Raw genomic sequence first — 17,636 nt, 5'->3', positions numbered from 1 at the left:
GCGTTTGCCATGTTCACTTCATGAGGTTTGCCATGACGCTTCCCACTCCGCCCGCCGCATCCAGCCTGGACGGCGGTTGCGCCTTTGCCGACGGTGCCTATGTGCCACTGTCCGAAGCCAAGGTTTCTCTGTTTGACTGGGGCTTTACCCGATCGGACGTGACCTATGACGTGGTGGGTGTGTGGCAGGGCGCTTTCTTTCGCCTGGATGCCCACATTGAGCGGTTTTTTGCCAGCATGCAGGCGCTGCGCATGCAGATTACGTATGACAAGGCCCAGGTACGCGCAATCCTGCACGGTTGCGTGCGCGCCGCTGGCCTGCAAAGCGCCTATGTGGGCATGGTGTGTACACGCGGCGTGGCGCCCAAGGGGGTGCGCGATCCGCGTCTGGCAGAAAACCGCTTCTATGCCTACGCCTTGCCCTATGTATGGATTGCCAGCCCCGAAAAACAGAAGCAGGGGCTGGACCTGCACATCAGCCAGCGCGTGCGCATCGCCCCGGAGTCGGTCGACCCCACGGTCAAGAATTACCACTGGCTCGATCTGGTGCAGTCGCTGTTCGACGCGTACGACGGCGGGCATGACACCAGTTGCGTGGTGGATGGAGCAGGCCATATTGCCGAGGGGCCGGGTTTCAACCTCTTCATGGTCAAGGACGGTGTGGTGAGCACCCCGGCGCGCGGGGTTCTGATGGGCATATCGCGCCAGACGGCGCTGGAGCTGTGCCAGCGCTTGGGCATTACCGCGCATGCCCAGCCGGTAACGCAGCAGGCGCTGCGCACGGCAGACGAGGTGTTCATCACCTCGACGGCTGGCGGCGTCATGCCCATCTCCAAGATTGACGGGGTGGCGCTCACCGGTTTGCCTGGCCCTGGCCCCGTCACCCAGCGGCTGCAGGAAGCTTACTGGGCCATGCATGACGAGGCGGCCTACCGCGACCCCGTAGATTACAGCCACTGAGAGCGGCCCAGCTGGCCCCTGCAACCAGTAAGTGACCTGCCTGGTCTGCGCAGACATGGGCAGGAGCGGGGGCGGGAAGACTACCGGGCCAGCCTACTTGTCGAACAGCGCCTGCAGCTGCGCGCGCTCCTTCTGGCCCGCCTGCAGTGCCAGCATCAGCAGGATACGCGCCTTGGGCGCCTTCAGGTCGCCAGCCATGATGGCGCCTGCGTCGTACGAGGTCTTGCCGCCGCCTTCAAAACCGTAGCTGGGCATCACACGGCCGTTGTGCACGCGGGTGGTGACGACCACGGGCACCCCCTTGCCCATGGCGTACTTGGAGGCGTTCAGCATGGGTACATTCATGTTGCCCATGCCCAGCGCGTCGATGACGATACCCTTGACGCCGCGATCCACCGCCTGCCGCACCGCCTCTCCGTTGGCGCCACCGTACATGGGGAAGATTTCCACCTCGGGCATGGTCTGCGTCGCAATGGCGATGTGCTGGCGGCGCACCGGTGCATTGCCGTAAACCACGCGGTCGGGGTAGACCTCGCCCAGAAAGCCGTATTCGCCGGAGCGGAATGTCTCCACATTGGCCGTGTGCGTCTTGGTCACGTAGCGGGCGGCGTTGATCTGGTTGTTCATGGCCAGCATGGCGCCCTTGTTTTGCGACTGAGGATCGACGGCAATGCGCACGGCATTGAGCAGGTTACGTGGGCCATCAAAATCCGACACCGAGGCATTGCGCTGCGCGCCGATCAGCACAACGGGCTTGGGCGACTGCACGGTCACATCAAGCCAGAAGGCGGTCTCCTCCAGGGTGTCGGTGCCGTGCGAGACAATGACGCCTGCCACCTCGGGTTTTTCCAAGGCGGCCTGTACGGCAGCCGTCAATTGCACCCAGCGGGCCGGGTCCATGTAGTCGGACGGCACGTTCGAGAGGTTGTTCACCTGAATTTGCGCATACATGCCCACGTCTGGCACGGTGGCAAGCAGGTCGTCACCCGAGATGGCCGGTACCGGCGCGTTCTTCACCGGATCGATCTTCATCGCAATCGTGCCGCCGGTAGCAATGAACTGCACGGTGGGCTTGTCCTGCGCAAAGGCGGGGGCAGCGAGCATCTGGCCAGCCAGTGCAGTAGCGAGCAGAGAAAAGCGGAACAGGGGCATGGACGGGTCTCCTTATAAGGTCAATTGCCTGCATGCAATGCACATGGGCGCACGCTGTGTGTTTTGCGCGCGTCGTGTACGTTGGGTATGGATGGGGATGGCCGCAGGCAAGAGCATTGTGGGTGCTGCGTGCGGTTTCGCACCGTGCGAGCTGTCGCGCGCTTAACCGGCCCCTACAATGCGCGGCAATGCATACACAACCATCGACACGCAGGCGCTGGCTGGCATGGAGCAGCAGCGTGTTTCTGCTGCCAGCGCTGGCAGCCTGCCAGAAGCAGGGCGCCGCATCGCAGGCGGTTGCCCAAACCGGCAGCGCCCTGATGCCAGACCTTGCCAGTGATCAATTTTTCACCCTGCCGCGCAAGACTGGCGACGGCAGCGAATCGGCGCCGCCATTGTGTCTGGGTTTGCCGGTGGTACTGGCATTGACGGCGCAACCCGCGCTGGCCGTGGTACCGGACTGGGGGCTCGACATGCAGGCCAGTCGTTTGCGAGATCGCTTGTGGCTCGCGGCACTGGCCGAGCTGGGCGTTGCTGATCCCCAGGCAACATCGCCCGTATCGGCAGCCGCCAGATTGCAGGCCCGCGCCATGTCAGGCGAGCCCGATTGGGCCAAGGCCGTGGCGCTGGTCCTGGCCAACTGGCCCGCAGGCACAGCGGCCACGGTGGAGAACGCGCAGGCTCTGGCAGAGGCTGCATGGGGCCTGTATGGCAATGTGCTGGGGGTACCGTTTCAAAGGCTGGGCATCGTGGCAGAGCAGATGCCGGACGGTATCATTCGCCCCTGGCGCACGGGGGAAGCGCCGCTGTTTGCCGAGCCGCAGTTGCGCGCGGAGGGCGACAGAGCCGTGGTCAGCATCGCGGTGGAATACAAGGATGTGCCCATTGCACCGCTGCTGGCCGATTTGCGGCAGCGTTTTGGCCCGCCCGTGCTGCAAGAGCCTCACACCGCCGCTCATATGCAAGACCTGCCCAACACGGTATGGAAGCGCGGCGCCGAAGCCCTGGTGCTGCTGCCCCGCACCGAAACGGCAGCCGATCTGCACCTGATGGACGCGCGGCAACTGGACGAGAGAAAGTGGTTTGCCACGGAGTTTGGCGCCAGCGCTTCCGATCCAACTGCCCAGGTGCAGCGCATTCGCCAGCTGGCTGCCTGAGTCCGGTTGTATCTCCATTCAATAGAGAGCGCAGTGCGCCCTGTGGAAAAGGGTCGAAGGCCCTCTATACCGATATTTTTCTATTCACAGGGTCGCTGGGCGGATTGGCATGCCAAGCTTGCTAAAATACTGTTGTTATTTACAGTATTCGTATGCAAACCATCGCCAAGCTCCGCATCCTGGCCGACGCTGCCAAGTACGACGCCAGCTGTGCTTCCAGCGGCGTCAAGGGACGTGACTCGCTGGATGGCAAGGGCATGGGGTCGGCAGAAGGCATGGGCATCTGCCACAGCTACACGCCAGATGGCCGCTGCGTTTCGCTGCTCAAGATACTGCTCACCAACTTCTGCATCTACGACTGCCGCTACTGCATCAATCGAAAAAGCTCCAATGTGCTGCGGGCGCGGTTCACGGCGGCTGAGGTGGTGGCGCTCACCCTGGACTTTTACCGCCGCAACTGCATCGAGGGGCTGTTTCTTTCCAGCGGCATCATCCAGTCGTCCAACTACACCATGGAGCAGCTGGTGGAAGTGGCACGCAGCCTGCGCGAAGACCATGATTTTCGCGGCTACATCCATCTCAAGACCATTCCCGATGCAGACCCCCAGTTGCTGGCGCTTGCCGGGCGCTATGCAGACCGCCTGAGCATCAATATCGAGCTTCCCACCTCCCAAGGCCTCCAGCAGCTTGCTCCCGAAAAAAATGCTTCTGGCATTGCATCGGCCATGGGCGACGTCGCCAGGCATATCGAAGAGGCAAGGCAAGAGAGCGTGGCGCACGCTGCCCAAAAGCCCGTCTCGCTACCCGGCGCGCAACGTGCGCGGCGCGCCACGCCAGCGCGTTACGCGCCGGGCGGACAAAGCACGCAGATGATCGTGGGGGCCGATGGCACAAGCGATGCCGTCATTCTGCGCACCAGCAGCGCGCTCTACACCGGCCACCGTCTGCGCCGCGTGTACTACTCGGCCTTCAGCCCGATACCAGATGCATCGGCAGATCTGCCGCTGCAGGCGCCGCCCTTGATCCGCGAACACCGTCTGTACCAGGCCGACTGGCTCATGCGCTTTTACGGCTTTGCGCATGAGGAGATCATCGCCCCCGGCGCCGCTGGCATGCTGGATCTGGAAATCGACCCCAAGCTGGCCTGGGCGCTGGCGCACCGCCAGCATTTCCCTATCAACCTGAACCGCGCACCCAGGGAATGGCTGCTGCGCGTACCCGGCCTGGGCGGGCGCAGCGTGGAGCGCCTGCTGGCCGCGCGAAGCGTGCGCAGCTTGCGGCTGGCCGATCTGCAGCAACTGCATGTGGCCAGCGCCAAGGTACTGGCCTTTGTGGAGCTGGCCGATTACCACCCGCGCCCAGGCGCGCTGGAGAGCGTCCAATTGCGCGAACAGCTGATCGCGCAGATGGCGCAGGGCGCCGCGCAGCGCAGGCACAGTGGCATGCGCCTGGCTGCTGCGGGCCAGATGGCACTGTTCTGACCATGCAGGCCTTGCTGAAGAATGGGCAGATGCTGACCGTCATGCTGGAGGCACCCGATGATTTTGCGGGCTTTCGGCAAGCGGCGCGGGCATTGCTGGCGCTGGGCGCTGCACCTGACGACATTCACTGGCGGTGGAATGACACGCTGGCCACCCGCGTAGCGGAGGACGACCTGTTTGCCAACAGCGCTTCCCCAGCTGAGCAAGACCGGGTACTGAGCCCCGATGCGCTGGACCGCCTGGCGCCGACGCCTGGCAGGCCCGTGCATATCCGAAAACCACAGCTGGCCGTGCTGCGTGATGCCTGCTGCCATCGCAACCCGGGGCGGTTTGCGCTGTGCTACCGCTGGCTCTGGCGCGTGCTGCGCACGCCCCGGCTGGCAGGCGATGCGCTGGATACTGATTGGCGAGATCTGGAGCGCCTCGCCCATGCCGTAGGGCGCGAAATCCACAAAATGCATGCGTTTGTGCGTTTTCGACCCGCGCAGGACGCGAGCGGTGAGCCACTGCACATGGCCTGGTTCGAGCCAGAGCACTACATCGTGCGCGCAGCCTCAGGCTTTTTCATGCGGCGCTTCACCAATATGCGCTGGGCCATTCTCACCCCCGATTGCAGCGTGCTGTGGGATCTGCAAACCCTGCGCTGGGCGCCCGGCGCAACGGCGGCCCAGGCGCCCGGGCCCGATGCGGGCGAGTCGCTCTGGCTTGCCTACTACCAATCCACCTTCAACCCCGCGCGCCTCAAGGAACAGGCCATGCTGCGCGAAATGCCGCGCCGCTACTGGAAAAATCTGCCTGAAACCCAGGCGATCAGCACCCTGGTTGCCACGGCCCGCAGCCGCACCGGGCACATGCTGGCCGCGAAAGGCGATGACCAGGATCAAGGTGAGGCCGCTGGCGAGGGCAGTGAATCCTGAATTGATGGCGACTGGCGCTCGCCAACGGTGCGCATCTCGTCGCCGGATGCCCACTGCAGGGCTTGGTAAACGGTGTTATGCAGGCAGTTGATTGCTATTGTTTATAGAGCTTAATGTGCCCATTGAGCAAGCTTCAGCGGGATTTTTGATTACAGGCAATTTCTCGAGGGAAAGTGTCGTGCCGCTGTAAGACAAAGCCTTTTCTCGATGGCCTTGGGGTAGGCGTTTGAATCTTGCCACTTATTATGTAAATGAGCTTGCGGTTTGTTTTCATTCGCGGCGTGGCAGCTGTAGCAAGTGCAGCAGGTTTTGTGATCTGTACTTTCATGCCATCCGCTGTCTTGCAGGTGTTGCGTCTTCTGGCTGCTGGCCGGCCATGTCTTGCGACCCAGGTCGTCACTTTTGGCAACACTGTCTGCACCAACCCGTCTGCGGCGCTGCCTGGGGCTGCCGCGGCATCTGATACAGGAGGGCGCCTATGGCTCCGAATTCCCTACCGATCTTGCCTTCACCGCACATCGGCAGTTGGCTGGATGCGCACGCTGGCCCGCTGATGAGCTGGTGCGTGCTGGTTGCCGCTGCTGCCATTGCGGGCCATCTGGTGTTCAGGCTCAGCGGTTTTCCGCGCCTGCTGGGCTATACGGTGGTGGGGCTGCTGGCAGGCTGGCTGGGCTTTGGTGATCTGCCCTGGCCGTTGCAGGGCAACACGCAGGTGCTGCTGCAGACGGCGGTGGGTACCAGCCTGTTGATGGCGGCCTCGCAGATTTCACTGCCCTGGTTGCTGCGTCAGCCCTGGTTGCTGCTGCAGAGCTTTGCGGAATCGGTGGCTGCACTGGTGTTGGTAACGGGGGTGTTGCAGTTGCTGGGCATGGGCTGGGCCGTGTCGCTGGGCGTTGGCGTGGTGGCCATGGCGGCGTCACCCGCAGTGTTGCTGCGCGTGGTGTCCGATTTGCGTGCGAGCGGCGCCGTCACTGACCGCAGCCTGTTGCTGGCCACTTTGAGCGGCGTGTATGCGCTGGTTTTGGGCCTGGTGATTACTGTTGCCTGGTCGCCTGCCGCGGCAGCAGGCGCCGGGGTGGAAGATGCCCAAGCCAGCCTGGTGCTCACAGCCATGGGGCTTGGCCAATTGCTGCTGAGCCTGGGGCTGACGGTGCTGTGGGCCGTATTGACCACGGTGGCGCTGTGGCCGGTGCTGCGCTGGCAGTCATCTCGCAGTGATTCAACCGCGCTGTATATGCTGGCTGCGCTGGTGGCAGTGAGCCTGCTGGCCACGCGCTGGGGTGGCTCTGCGGCACTGGGCTTTCTGGTAGCCGGCTTGTTGCTGCGCAACATGAGCCCCAAGCCGCTGGTATGGCCCAGTGCCTTCACGGCAGCCAATACGATGCTGAGCCTGCTGATGTTTGTGCTGGTTGCCAGCATGGCGGGTCAGGTGGTTCCAACGGTGGGCCTGGTGAGCGTGATTGCCGCTGCCGCGCTGGCCCGGCTGGTGGGCAAGATGGGAGGCGTGCTGTTGCTGGGCCTGGGTACCGGCCTGGGGTGGCAGCGGCAGTGGCCAGTGGCCTGCGCGCAATCGGCAAGCTCGGGCCTCGCGCTGGTGCTGGCGTCTGCGCTGGCCATGCAGTGGGCGGCGGTGAATGCAGGGGTAGCAGGGGCACTGACGGCGATTGCGCTGCCCATGGTGGTGCTGTGCGAGGTGCTGGGTGTGCTGGTGGCATCGCTGGCCCTGTGGCGCAGCGGTGAGGCGCACCGGGGCATTGGCCTGTCTGCCCTGAACGCCAAGGAGAAACGCCATGACGCTTGAAGCCTTTCAACAATCCGATGCGCTGACGCTGGGCGTGGAGCTGGAGTTGCAGCTGGTCAATACCAACCACTACAACCTGACGCCGTATGCCCCCGATATGCTGGCCCTGCTCAAGAATGCGCAGGTGCCTGGCTCGATCGTGCCCGAGGTGACGACGAGCATGATCGAGATTTCGACCGGCATCTGCCGCGATGCGCAGGACGCGCTGCAGCAGCTCACGACCACACGCGACGCGCTGGTCAAGGCCGCAAACCGGCTCAATATCGCACTGGCGGGTGGCGGCACGCATCCGTTTCAGCAGTGGCACCAGCAGCGCATTTACGACAAGCCGCGCTTCAAGGAGATCACGGCGCTCTATGGTTACCTGACCAAACAGTTCACCATTTTTGGCCAGCATGTGCATGTGGGCTGCCCGAGCGCCGACGATGCGTTGCTGATGCTGCACCGGCTGTCGCGCTACATTCCGCACTTCATTGCGCTGTCGGCATCAAGCCCCTATGTACAGGGGCAGGATACGGCGTTCGATTCGGCACGGCTCAATTCGGTGTTCGCGTTTCCGCTCTCGGGTCGCGCGCCGTTTGCGCTGCACTGGGAGGATTTTGAACGCTACTTCGACAAGATGACTGCCACTGGCGTGATCCACAGCATGAAGGATTTCTACTGGGACATTCGCCCCAAGCCCGAGTTTGGCACGGTGGAGGTGCGGGTGTTCGATACCCCGCTGTCCATCGAACGGGCTGCGGCGCTGGCCGCCTATGTGCAGGCGCTGGGCAGCTGGTTTTTGAGCGAGAGCCCGTTCGAGCCCCAGGAAGACGATTACCTGGTCTACACCTACAACCGCTTCCAGGCATGCCGCTTCGGGCTGGAAGGCACGTATGTAGATCCGGCCACCAGCGAGCAGTTTGGCCTGCGCGAGCATATTCTGCTCACGATGCAGAAAATACAGAGCCATGTGCCCGAGGGCAGCCGCGAAGCCCTGCAGCAACTGCGCAAGACGGTGAACGACGGCATGAACGATGCCCGCCGCCTGCGTGATGCCTACAGCCAGGCACAGCAGTTGCCAGAGGTGGTACGGCAGTCCACGCTGCGGTTTCGCGGAACGGAGTAAGGCGGGGCCGCTCAGACCACAATTGCGTCGCTAAGCGCGCAGTGGCCCAGGAGACTGGATGACCGGCAGACGCAGCCTGCGAAGCCTTTCAGGCTGCGATCACTTTTACCGCATAGCCCTTGCCGGTGGCGATCACCTCCAGCAGGCGGTCGATATTGGGGTGTGCGCCCGGGCGTGCCTTGGCGTCTTCGGTGTGTTCGGCAAACAGCTGCAGGCCTTCCTGGCCCGCCGCCACATTGATGCTGCCATGCTTGGCCGCCAGCGCGTTGTAGACGGTGACCGAGCCTGCCTTGCCCGGGGCGTTGGGGATGCTTGCAGCCAGGTTGCCGTCCGCATCGATCAGCTGCAGCTCGGCAACATGGGCAATGGAGGGCAGGGTCTTGAGGTTGTCGGCAAAAGCCATGGTCGTTGTCCTTGAAAAGCAGATCGGTATCAAATCAATAGCTGTAGGCGCTTATTGGATGGGCACCCGCGGTCACTTCAGGCATTATGCAATAGCTGCATGCCCCAGGCGGCCAGAGCAGTCAGCAGCACCACCACAACAGGCGGTACCCGCAGCCACTGCAGCAGTGCAAAGGCAATGGCTGCAATGCATGCATCGCTGGGCTGGCGGATGGCGCTGGTCCACACCGGGTGGACAAAGGCAGCAAGCAGCACACCCACCACTGCCGCATTGATGCCCGCCAGCGCGCGCTGCGCCGCGAGGTTTTCTCGCAGCCGCTGCCACCAGGGCAGGGCGCCGGCCACCAGCAAGAAGGCGGGCAGAAATATGGCGGCCAGCATCAAAAGGCCGCCAGCCCAGCCTGCCCAGGGCGCAGGCAGCGCAAGCAACGCCCCCAGGTAAGCTGCCAGCGTGAACAAGGGGCCGGGTACGGCCTGCGCGGCGGCATAGCCGGTCAAAAACTGGGCATCGCTCACCCAGCCGGGGGAAACAACGCTGGCCTGCAGCAATGGCAGCACCACATGGCCACCGCCAAATACCAGCGCACCAGCCTGGTAGAAGGCCGCAAACGCCCGCATGGCAACGTTGGGCCACATCTGCGCGGCAACCGGCAAACACAACAGCAGCAGCCCGCACAGCAGCAACAGGCTCAACCCCGCCGTGCGGCCCAGTGGCAGCGACAATGCAGGGCCCGCTTGCTGCGCCGTGCCAGGCGGCGCGCGCAGAAAGCGCCATCCCACCAGCCCACCCATGGCAAGTACCAGCACTTGAAGCGCTGCCCCAGGCCATGCCAGCAACAGGATTGCGCTGCCAACCGCCAGGCACTTGCGCAGCCAGCCTTTGCAGAGATTGCGCCACATGCCCCAGACCGCATGCGCCACTACCGCGACGGCCACCAGTTTGAGCCCGTGCACGATGGCGCTGTCTGCCAGGTGCGGCCAATGATTCAGGCCCGCAGCCAGGCCCATCAAGGCGACAGCGCTGGGCATGGTAAAGCCCAGCCAGGCGGCAAGGCAGCCACGCCACCCGGCGCGCATCAAGCCCAATGCCATGCCTACTTGGCTGCTGGCGGGCCCGGGCAGAAACTGGCACAGCCCCACCAGATCGGCATACTGGGCATCGGTGAGCCACTGGCGCTGCACCACCAGGGCTTGGCGAAAATAACCCAGATGCGCGACCGGCCCGCCAAACGAGGTCAGCCCCAGCTGCAGAAACACCCAGAACACCTGCCAGGCGCCATGGCGCGGTGGCCCGGTATCAATAGGTTGGTGTGGAGCAGCGGCGGCGGTCATGGCTTGCAAGCATAGCGGCTGAAAGTGCCGCCCCCATGAACGGGACTGGCTGCATGGTGGAAGTTGCCTCGCGCTCTACCCCCATGCGTGGCGTATTCTCATGCTCGTGCTGGATATGGTTGGGGTCTTTTTCAGGCGCGCGGGGAAGGGAAGACCGCGTACCTGGGTCTGGGGGCAATGCGCTGCCTAGCTTGGGGCCAGCCAGGTTCAGACGCGGCCCTCGATCAATCGCATGATGAAATCCCAGTGGCGCGCATCCACAGGAGTGATCGAAAGGCGGTTGCCCTTTTGCAGCACGCGCATGTCTTCGAGCTGCGGATACTGGCACAGTGTTGCAACCGTAATGGGCCCCACCTTGCGCAGGGCCTGCACATCCAGCATCAACCAGCGCGGTTTATCCGGGCTGCATTTGGGGTCGAAGTAGGGCGAAGCGGGGTCGAACTGGCTGTCGTCGGTGCGCAAATTACCTGCAATGCGGGCAATGCCGTAGATGCCGGGCTCGGCGCAGCTGGAATGCCAATACAGCACCCCATCGCCCACCTGCATGTCATCGCGCATGAAATTGCGCGCCTGGTAGTTGCGCACCCCATCCCAGGCAATGGTCTGCTGGGGCGCCGCCAGCGCGTGGTCAATCGAATACTCGTCTGGCTCGTTCTTCATCAGCCAGTAGCGGGGAGATAGGGCAGTCATGGTCATGAAACGCAGGTTGCAGGGGTTCCTTAACGCGGATTATCAACCCAAGCCAGAGGGTCGGTCTCTCGCGCCGCAGGTGTCGCAGGGGTTTGGACACCGTCCGACGGCGCTGTGCTGGCGGCATGTACCCCTGCACCTGCGCCAACGGCCAAACCGCCAGCGCCCATGGCGCCTCCATTTCCGCTGCCGCCTTTACTTCCGCCAGCGCCTGGGCCGCTGCTGGCAGCAGTGCCAGCGCCACGCTTGCCCGGGCCACCCCCGGCCGCAATGCGCTGTGGGCCTTGTTCGGGAATGGCGACGGACTCGGCAATAGCCTCCAGATCAAGCGCCTGCCGGATGAAGTTGCGCAGCGACACCACCAGCTCGCTCGTGCGCACGGCGCGGCCTGCCACCATGTCTTGCGCGGCACGGGCGGCAAGCGCCACTTGCTCCTCTGTGCCCAGGAGGATGATGTCCGACAGCGCGGCCTCCACGGCATCGCGCATGCGCCTGCGGCGCTCCGTCTGGGCCTTGAATGCTTCCCAATCTTGAGCGGGGGCCTCCTCTGCGTCATTCAAGGCCCGCAGCTCCTTCAGGTGGCTTGGATCGACTGACAGCTCGCCGGTGAATGAGCTGCCCAGCGTCTTGTACGCCGCAATCAAGGTCTTGAGCCGCTCATTGATCTGGCGGTTTTCCCGCTCGCGCTTGCGCTGCACGGTCTGCATGAACACCAGCCGGATGCCCAGCATCAACAGGGTGACAAACAACAGCCCCAGCACGGTTGACAGCAGCGATTGCCAGGAACTGAAATCAAGGGAATTGCGCATAGGAGTGGGGTGTATGGCCATATTGCCGCACAGTTCGCAGGCAAAAGACTGAAAAATCAAATACCAAAACGGTCATGCCACATGGCGTGCATGCATAAAAACTGCATGCATAGTACAATAGCGGGCTTTGCAAACTAATGCATTTAGGAGTGCGGCAGCGTACGGCGTAGTTCCAGTGCCTGCAAGACGGATTCGGGGGCCCACTGCACCAGTCCGCGAGCGGCCATGAATGCTTTAGACCAAGCCGTATCCGTTGACTGCCTCAGCCATGTTAGATGGCTTGGCTGGTAGAGAGTCAGCTGGCAAACCCGCAACGGAGCAGGCGCTGTACTGCACAACTAGGACAAGGATTCACCGACTTTTATGGCTAAAGAAGAACTGATCGAGATGCAAGGCTCTGTGACCGAAGTGTTGCCCGATTCGCGCTTTCGCGTGACTCTGGACAACGGCCACGAACTGATTGCATACACGGGTGGCAAGATGCGCAAGCACCACATCCGCATTCTGGCGGGTGATAAGGTGTCGCTGGAGATGTCGCCCTACGACCTGACCAAGGGCCGCATCACGTTCCGTCACCTGCCTGGTCGCGGCCCGGCTCCAGCCACCAACCGTTAATGCAAGTTGCAGTGCCAGAAGAATTTGAGTCTTTTTGGCCTGTAGCGCAAACCAGTACTGCAAAGCCTGCTGCAAAAATTGTGGCAGTTTTTCCCAAAAGCAGTCCAGAAGCTGGTTACAATCATCACATGTCGGAGCGTAGCGCAGTCTGGTAGCGCATCTGCTTTGGGAGCAGAGGGTCGCGAGTTCGAATCCCGCCGCTCCGACCATTCATTGAAAACCCGTTGTAAGCCATTGCAACGGGTTTTTTCTTTTTCATATTTTTTGAAGATCAGGCTGCAATTTCGGTTTTTGACCGCTTTGCAGCGTTTAGAATAACGGCTTGTCGGAGCGTAGCGCAGTCTGGTAGCGCATCTGCTTTGGGAGCAGAGGGTCGCGAGTTCGAATCCCGCCGCTCCGACCATTATTGAAAACCCGCTGCAAGCGATTGCAGCGGGTTTTTTCATGGCGAGCTCTGTCGGGTCTTATTCGGTGAGGGATCCATACAGCTATGAGCCATGGATATGAGGAGGCTTTGAACAGGCTCTTGGGATGATCCGTTCGCCGGACTGCGCCCCAGTCTGGCCGTGCACCTGCCATCGGATGCAGAGTGCACGAGTTCGAATCCCACCCACCCGACCACGCATGGTGAGGGCGTGGCTTCAAAGGAAGCCGCGTCCTTTTGTTTTTTCTGGCGGCTCCCGATCCCCAGCCCATTGGGCGCATAGCGGATCTGCATGTTTTGTGGATGCGTGACGCGCCGTAACCCCCTGCTGCTAAGGCCTGCTTATGACGCCTTGCTGACCACCAATGCAAGAGGCAAGAGCAGGATTCGTGGTGCCAGTCGCTCAGCAATGCTTCTTTGGGGCGTTCAATCTTGCTGTGGCCCAGTCGTGTATTGCCTCCAAGCCTGGTACCGGCTCCAAGTTCTGGAGAGGGGGATCTGCGGCAGCAAACCATACAAAGACTCCCATTCCTCTTGGGGTGAATTCACCGGGAAGGGCGAAAATTATCTCAGTGAATTCGAGTTGGATGATATTTATTAAATATTTCTATTCAACTCAATTGTCAATCATTGATTTGAATCAAATGCATCAAAAAAACAACAGTATTTTCAGTATAAATGAAGCATAAAGGGATTAACCTGATTGCAAACGTTCATAAATTGAAAACTGTAGATTTTTTAATTAAATCTAAATAATTTTCTTTGTTGATTTAATTAATCTATTGTTTTAGTTTATATTAATAGAAATTAATGAAATTAATATGAATTAAAATTGGTTATTGATTTTATATGGATGATATTTTGAAATGATTTTCTTCCTTTGCTATTTGACGCCGAGTGTAGTTTTTAATCATTAGAGATAGGGACAAAGATGTCACAGGCAAAAAAAATGACGGTTACGCAGCTAACCATGCTCACAGCAGTCAATATGCTGGGTTCTGGCATTGTGCTGCTACCCACCAAATTGGCGCAAGTAGGCGCCATTTCCATTCTGTCGTGGTTGATTACCGCGACGGGCTCTCTCGCGCTGGCATATGCATTTGCGCAGTGCGGCATGCTCAGTCGCAAGTCCGGTGGCATGGGTGGGTACGCCGAATACGCTTTTGGACGTTCAGGAAACTATATGGTGAATTACACCTATGGCTTCTCTTTGCTGATTGCAAACGTCGCCATCGGAATTACTGCCGTAGGTTATCTGACCGAGCTATTTTCTGTGCAGCTAAGCCCCGTTGGCGTTAGTTTGGCCACTATCGCACTGCTTTGGATTACCACCTTCGCCAATTTTGGAGGGGCGGGCGTGACGGGCAAAATTGGCGGTGTCACTGTCTGGGGTGTCATTCTTCCTGTAGCGGGGGTTTCCACTATCGGTTGGTTCTGGTTCAGCGCCGCTACCTATGCGCAGGCATGGAATCCGCACAATCTGTCGTTGGCTCAGGCGGCAAGCTCGTCGGTTGCAATCACCCTCTGGGCATTTCTGGGCATGGAATCTGCTTGTGCCAATGCCGATGCCGTCGAAAATCCCGAAAAGAACATTCCCATTGCCGTTCTGGGGGGCACCATTGGCGCTGCGGTGATCTATATCGCATCAACCAATGTCATGGCCGGCATTGTTTCCAACCCTGAGTTGGCAGCGTCCACAGCGCCTTTTGGACTGGTGTTCGCCCATATGTTCACACCCGTTGTCGGCCAGATTGTCATGGGGCTGATGGTGCTTGCATGCATTGGCTCGCTGTTGGGCTGGCAGTTCACCATTGCGCAGGTCTTCAAGAGTTCTGCTGACACGGGTTATTTCCTGCCGGTTTTTGCAAAGGTGAACAAGGCCGGTACGCCCATTGTTGCCATGCTGATCTTGCTTGCGGCACAAACGGGTCTGGCCCTGCTCACGATGAGCCCGGATTTGACCAAGCAGTTCGACAAGTTGGTGAATCTGGCCGTCGTCACGAACATCGTGCCCTACATCATGTCGATGGCGGCGTTGATGACCATCCAGAAAGTTGCTGGCGTGCCGCCCAAGAAAGCCTTGTTCGTCAACATCATCTCCTGGATAGCAGCTGCCTACAGCTATCTGGCGCTATACAGCTCAGGCACTGAGGCCCTGATGCTGGGCGGGTTGGCAACCATCGTCGGGTTCACGCTCTATGGTTTTGTCAGCACCCGCATGTTGCGACTGGACAAGGCGCGCGCCGATGCCGGCAATGCCGCTTGAGCACGGCTGAACGCACGAGCCTGGCTTTCCCTCCAACCTTTTTCTCCATCAACACAAAGGAGTCTGAACAATGTTCTTCAAAGCACTGGACTATCCGACCGTCATCATCGACAGCGAGTTCAACTCACCCCGTTTGCGGGGCAGCATCATCCGCGCACTGGCCGAAGAGCTGGAAAACTCGAACCAGCGCGTAATGGCCAACCTGACGCTTGACGATGCGCGTGTTGCGGCGCGTACCTATCTGGCTGCATCGGCGGTGCTGATCTCCATCGATGCGCAGGAAGATGTGGTCGTGCAGTTCCGCAAGATTCAGGATCTGCTGGAAGACAATCTGGCGCGGCATCCTCATCTGCCAGTGTTTTTCTATGGCGAGCGTGGATCGGTGGAGAAGATCCCCACCAATCTCGTGAAATATGCACGCGGCTATTTCTACTTGTTTGAGGACACCAAGAGTTTCATTGCACGCCAGGTGATGCGCGCCGCTGAAGAGTACATGGAGCATCTGCTGCCGCCATTCTTCAAGGCCCTGATCAAGCACACCGCGAAATCCAACTATTCCTGGTACACCCCGGGGCACGCAGGAGGAGTGGCCTTCACCAAATCGGCAGTGGGGCGAGCCTTCCACCAATACTATGGCGAGAACACCTTGCGCAGCGATCTCTCCATCTCCGTGCCGGAGCTGGGTTCACTGCTGGATCACAGCGGACCGATCAGACAGGCTGAAGCCGATGCCGCCAAAAATTTTGGGGCAGATCACACGTTCTTTGTGACCAATGGCACCTCTACCGCCAACAAAATTGTCTGGCATGGCACCGTGGCAAGGGGCGATGTGGTGTTTGTGGATCGCAATTGCCACAAGTCGCTGTTGCACTCGTTGATCATGACGGGAGCCATTCCTGTGTACTTTTCGCCTAGCAGAAATGCACATGGCATCATCGGGCCGATCAGCGAAGATCAGTTCTCGCCCGAGGCAATGCAGGCCAGCATTGCAAAAGTTCCGCTGGCAGCGCAAGCCATCAAAAATGGCGCCAAGCTGCGCATCGCGGTAGTGACCAACTCCACGTATGACGGCCTGTGCTACAACGCCGAAAAAATTGCCAGGAGCATTGGCAGTGCGGTCGATTTTCTGCACTTTGATGAAGCCTGGTACGCCTATGCCGCCTTTCATCCGTTCTATGAGCACTATTACGGCATGGCAAAGGGCAAGCCGCGCGAGCAGGATGCCATTGTCTTCACCACGCACTCCACCCATAAGCTGCTGGCAGCGTTTTCGCAGGCATCCATGGTGCATGTGCGCGATAGCCGTAAGCGCAAGCTGGATATGGGGCGCTTCAATGAAGCATTCATGATGCATACCTCTACCAGTCCGCTCTACCCGGTGATCGCTGCATGTGATGTTGCCTCCAAGATGATGGAGGGGGCAGCAGGGGAGTCACTGGTGCAGGAGATGCATGATGAATCCCTGGCTTTCCGACGGGCCATGCTGCAGATCAAATCCGATCTGGACAGGAACGATTGGTGGTTTGAAGTCTGGCAGCCCGAGTCGGTGGCGGACGGACTGCTGAAATCGTCAGCCCATGTTCCACCTGCCCAGCCCAAGGAATGGCAACTGCATCCCCAGGCAAAATGGCATGGTTTTGACAAGCTCAGCGATGACTTTGTGATGATCGACCCGATCAAGGTCACGCTCACGATGCCTGGGCTGAGCATGGACGGTCAAATGGGCCAGCAAGGCATTCCTGCCAGCGTAGTCAGCAAGTTTCTGTGGACTCGCGGCATCGTGGTGGAAAAAACCAACCTTTACTCGCTATTGGTTCTGTTCTCGATGGGGATCACCAAGGGAAAGTGGGGTACCTTGGTTGCGGAGTTGATGAGCTTCAAGCAGCATTACGAAGCCAATACGGCGTTGGCCTTGGTGCTTCCCGATCTCGTGGAACACCACCCGCAGGTATATACCGACATGGGTCTGCGCGATTTGTGCGATCGTCTGCACCAGTTCAACGTGAACCACGACGTTCCTCAGGTGATGCGCGAAATGTATGTAGAAAAACCCGATATGGCCATGATTCCTGCGGATGCCTACAACCTGATGGTGCAAGGCCAGGTCGAGAAGGTGGAGGCCAAAATGCTCAAGGGGCGCATTGCCGCAACCATGCTGGTGCCGTATCCACCAGGTATTCCACTGATCATGCCTGGCGAACGGTATGACGACAAGGCAGAAGCCATCTTCACCTATTTGCAGATTGCCGAAAAGCAGGACGCCGAACTGCCTGGATTTGAATCCGATATCCACGGGCGCGAAGTGGAGCTGGATGCCGCAGGCAACCGGCGCTACATGGTGGAGGTGCTGGTGGCCTCCTGAGGGGTATGGAACAACCGGGAAAACCGGTAGGAGAGCCCAAGCCTGATGCGGGGCGCTGACCACACAGATATTGGATGGTCAGCGTCCCGCATTTCGCTATTTTTGACGGAGGGTAGCGTCAACGGCAAAGCTGGGACTGTCTTTATTTCCTTCGGCAAGCA

At 60.2% G+C, this 17,636-nt stretch carries 14 protein-coding genes and 2 tRNA genes; 11 read left to right on the top strand and 5 right to left on the bottom strand.

The features are described 5' to 3' along the window. The first annotated feature begins 32 nt into the window (after positions 1-32). Positions 33-959, top strand: a complete 927-nt coding sequence (locus HNP33_RS14435; RefSeq protein ID WP_184709641.1) for an aminotransferase class IV — start codon at positions 33-35, stop codon at positions 957-959. A gap of 93 nt (positions 960-1,052) precedes the next feature. Here HNP33_RS14435 and HNP33_RS14430 read toward each other — a convergent pair whose 3' ends face one another. Continuing rightward, positions 1,053-2,111 carry an asparaginase gene (locus tag HNP33_RS14430; RefSeq protein WP_184709643.1) on the bottom strand — a complete coding sequence of 353 codons (1,059 nt, stop codon included), beginning with the start codon at positions 2,109-2,111 and terminating at the stop codon, positions 1,053-1,055. Positions 2,112-2,299: 188 nt separating this feature from the next. Here HNP33_RS14430 and HNP33_RS14425 point away from each other — a divergent pair, with 188 nt between their 5' ends. The 5 genes from HNP33_RS14425 to HNP33_RS14405 all read left to right on the top strand — a co-directional run bounded on the left by HNP33_RS14425 (position 2,300) and on the right by HNP33_RS14405 (position 8,575). Beyond that, on the top strand, positions 2,300-3,268 hold the full coding sequence (locus HNP33_RS14425; protein WP_184709645.1) for a hypothetical protein: 969 nt from the start codon (positions 2,300-2,302) through the stop codon (positions 3,266-3,268). Positions 3,269-3,420: 152 nt separating this feature from the next. Beyond that, positions 3,421-4,749, top strand: a complete 1,329-nt coding sequence (locus HNP33_RS14420) for a putative DNA modification/repair radical SAM protein (RefSeq protein WP_184709647.1) — start codon at positions 3,421-3,423, stop codon at positions 4,747-4,749. A gap of 2 nt (positions 4,750-4,751) precedes the next feature. Further along, complete coding sequence (locus tag HNP33_RS14415) at positions 4,752-5,666, top strand: TIGR03915 family putative DNA repair protein (protein ID WP_184709649.1); 915 nt, start codon at positions 4,752-4,754, stop codon at positions 5,664-5,666. Positions 5,667-6,144: 478 nt separating this feature from the next. Further along, positions 6,145-7,467: a cation:proton antiporter gene (locus HNP33_RS14410; protein ID WP_184709651.1), complete on the top strand. Its 1,323-nt coding sequence runs from the start codon at positions 6,145-6,147 to the stop codon at positions 7,465-7,467. Continuing rightward, complete coding sequence (locus HNP33_RS14405; protein ID WP_184709653.1) at positions 7,457-8,575, top strand: YbdK family carboxylate-amine ligase; 1,119 nt, start codon at positions 7,457-7,459, stop codon at positions 8,573-8,575. Before HNP33_RS14410 ends, HNP33_RS14405 begins: the two co-directional genes overlap by 11 nt. Before the next feature lie 88 nt (positions 8,576-8,663). On the opposite strand, the gene HNP33_RS14400 is transcribed toward HNP33_RS14405, so the two are convergent. The 4 genes from HNP33_RS14400 to HNP33_RS14385 all read right to left on the bottom strand — a co-directional run bounded on the left by HNP33_RS14400 (position 8,664) and on the right by HNP33_RS14385 (position 11,808). Then, entirely contained in the window at positions 8,664-8,978 is a 315-nt protein-coding gene (locus HNP33_RS14400; RefSeq protein ID WP_184709655.1) for a DUF2322 family protein, read from the bottom strand. Positions 8,979-9,055: 77 nt separating this feature from the next. Continuing rightward, positions 9,056-10,309 (bottom strand): chromate efflux transporter, encoded by a 1,254-nt coding sequence (gene chrA / locus HNP33_RS14395; RefSeq protein ID WP_184709657.1) that lies wholly within the window; start codon positions 10,307-10,309, stop codon positions 9,056-9,058. A gap of 207 nt (positions 10,310-10,516) precedes the next feature. Further along, complete coding sequence (locus HNP33_RS14390) at positions 10,517-11,005, bottom strand: EVE domain-containing protein (RefSeq protein WP_184709659.1); 489 nt, start codon at positions 11,003-11,005, stop codon at positions 10,517-10,519. A 23-nt stretch (positions 11,006-11,028) separates the two neighbouring features. Beyond that, complete coding sequence (locus HNP33_RS14385; RefSeq protein WP_233464535.1) at positions 11,029-11,808, bottom strand: hypothetical protein; 780 nt, start codon at positions 11,806-11,808, stop codon at positions 11,029-11,031. A 363-nt stretch (positions 11,809-12,171) separates the two neighbouring features. Between HNP33_RS14385 and infA the strand changes: the two genes are divergently transcribed. From infA to HNP33_RS14360, 5 genes are all read left to right on the top strand, one after another. Next, the gene (gene infA, locus HNP33_RS14380; RefSeq protein ID WP_184709661.1) at positions 12,172-12,423 is read left to right on the top strand and encodes a translation initiation factor IF-1; all 252 of its coding nucleotides are present in this window, start codon (positions 12,172-12,174) and stop codon (positions 12,421-12,423) included. A gap of 132 nt (positions 12,424-12,555) precedes the next feature. Further along, positions 12,556-12,632 (top strand) — tRNA-Pro (locus HNP33_RS14375). Positions 12,633-12,749: 117 nt separating this feature from the next. Further along, positions 12,750-12,826 (top strand) — tRNA-Pro (locus HNP33_RS14370). A 952-nt stretch (positions 12,827-13,778) separates the two neighbouring features. Beyond that, positions 13,779-15,113: a putrescine-ornithine antiporter gene (potE, locus tag HNP33_RS14365; RefSeq protein WP_184709663.1), complete on the top strand. Its 1,335-nt coding sequence runs from the start codon at positions 13,779-13,781 to the stop codon at positions 15,111-15,113. Positions 15,114-15,183: 70 nt separating this feature from the next. Beyond that, a complete protein-coding gene (locus HNP33_RS14360; RefSeq protein WP_184709665.1) occupies positions 15,184-17,475 on the top strand; it encodes an Orn/Lys/Arg decarboxylase N-terminal domain-containing protein in 2,292 nt (763 codons plus the stop codon). Positions 17,476-17,636: the final 161 nt, after the last annotated feature.

Source organism: Comamonas odontotermitis (assembly GCF_014207855.1).
GTDB classification, from domain to species: Bacteria; Pseudomonadota; Gammaproteobacteria; order Burkholderiales; family Burkholderiaceae_C; genus Comamonas; species Comamonas odontotermitis_A.
Note: the sequence above shows the minus strand (reverse complement) of the source record. Positions and strands in the feature narration are given on the sequence as shown.

Excerpts from the sequence above, each read along its gene's own strand:
- HNP33_RS14435 (WP_184709641.1), top strand. The coding sequence starts at position 33 with ATGACGCTTCCCACTCCGCCCGCCGCATCCAGCCTGGACGGCGGTTGC.
- HNP33_RS14430 (WP_184709643.1), bottom strand. The coding sequence starts at position 2,111 with ATGCCCCTGTTCCGCTTTTCTCTGCTCGCTACTGCACTGGCTGGCCAG.
- HNP33_RS14425 (WP_184709645.1), top strand. The coding sequence starts at position 2,300 with ATGCATACACAACCATCGACACGCAGGCGCTGGCTGGCATGGAGCAGC.
- HNP33_RS14420 (WP_184709647.1), top strand. The coding sequence starts at position 3,421 with ATGCAAACCATCGCCAAGCTCCGCATCCTGGCCGACGCTGCCAAGTAC.
- HNP33_RS14415 (WP_184709649.1), top strand. The coding sequence starts at position 4,752 with ATGCAGGCCTTGCTGAAGAATGGGCAGATGCTGACCGTCATGCTGGAG.
- HNP33_RS14410 (WP_184709651.1), top strand. The coding sequence starts at position 6,145 with ATGGCTCCGAATTCCCTACCGATCTTGCCTTCACCGCACATCGGCAGT.
- HNP33_RS14405 (WP_184709653.1), top strand. The coding sequence starts at position 7,457 with ATGACGCTTGAAGCCTTTCAACAATCCGATGCGCTGACGCTGGGCGTG.
- HNP33_RS14400 (WP_184709655.1), bottom strand. The coding sequence starts at position 8,978 with ATGGCTTTTGCCGACAACCTCAAGACCCTGCCCTCCATTGCCCATGTT.
- chrA (WP_184709657.1), bottom strand. The coding sequence starts at position 10,309 with ATGACCGCCGCCGCTGCTCCACACCAACCTATTGATACCGGGCCACCG.
- HNP33_RS14390 (WP_184709659.1), bottom strand. The coding sequence starts at position 11,005 with ATGACCATGACTGCCCTATCTCCCCGCTACTGGCTGATGAAGAACGAG.
- HNP33_RS14385 (WP_233464535.1), bottom strand. The coding sequence starts at position 11,808 with ATGCGCAATTCCCTTGATTTCAGTTCCTGGCAATCGCTGCTGTCAACC.
- infA (WP_184709661.1), top strand. The coding sequence starts at position 12,172 with ATGGCTAAAGAAGAACTGATCGAGATGCAAGGCTCTGTGACCGAAGTG.
- potE (WP_184709663.1), top strand. The coding sequence starts at position 13,779 with ATGTCACAGGCAAAAAAAATGACGGTTACGCAGCTAACCATGCTCACA.
- HNP33_RS14360 (WP_184709665.1), top strand. The coding sequence starts at position 15,184 with ATGTTCTTCAAAGCACTGGACTATCCGACCGTCATCATCGACAGCGAG.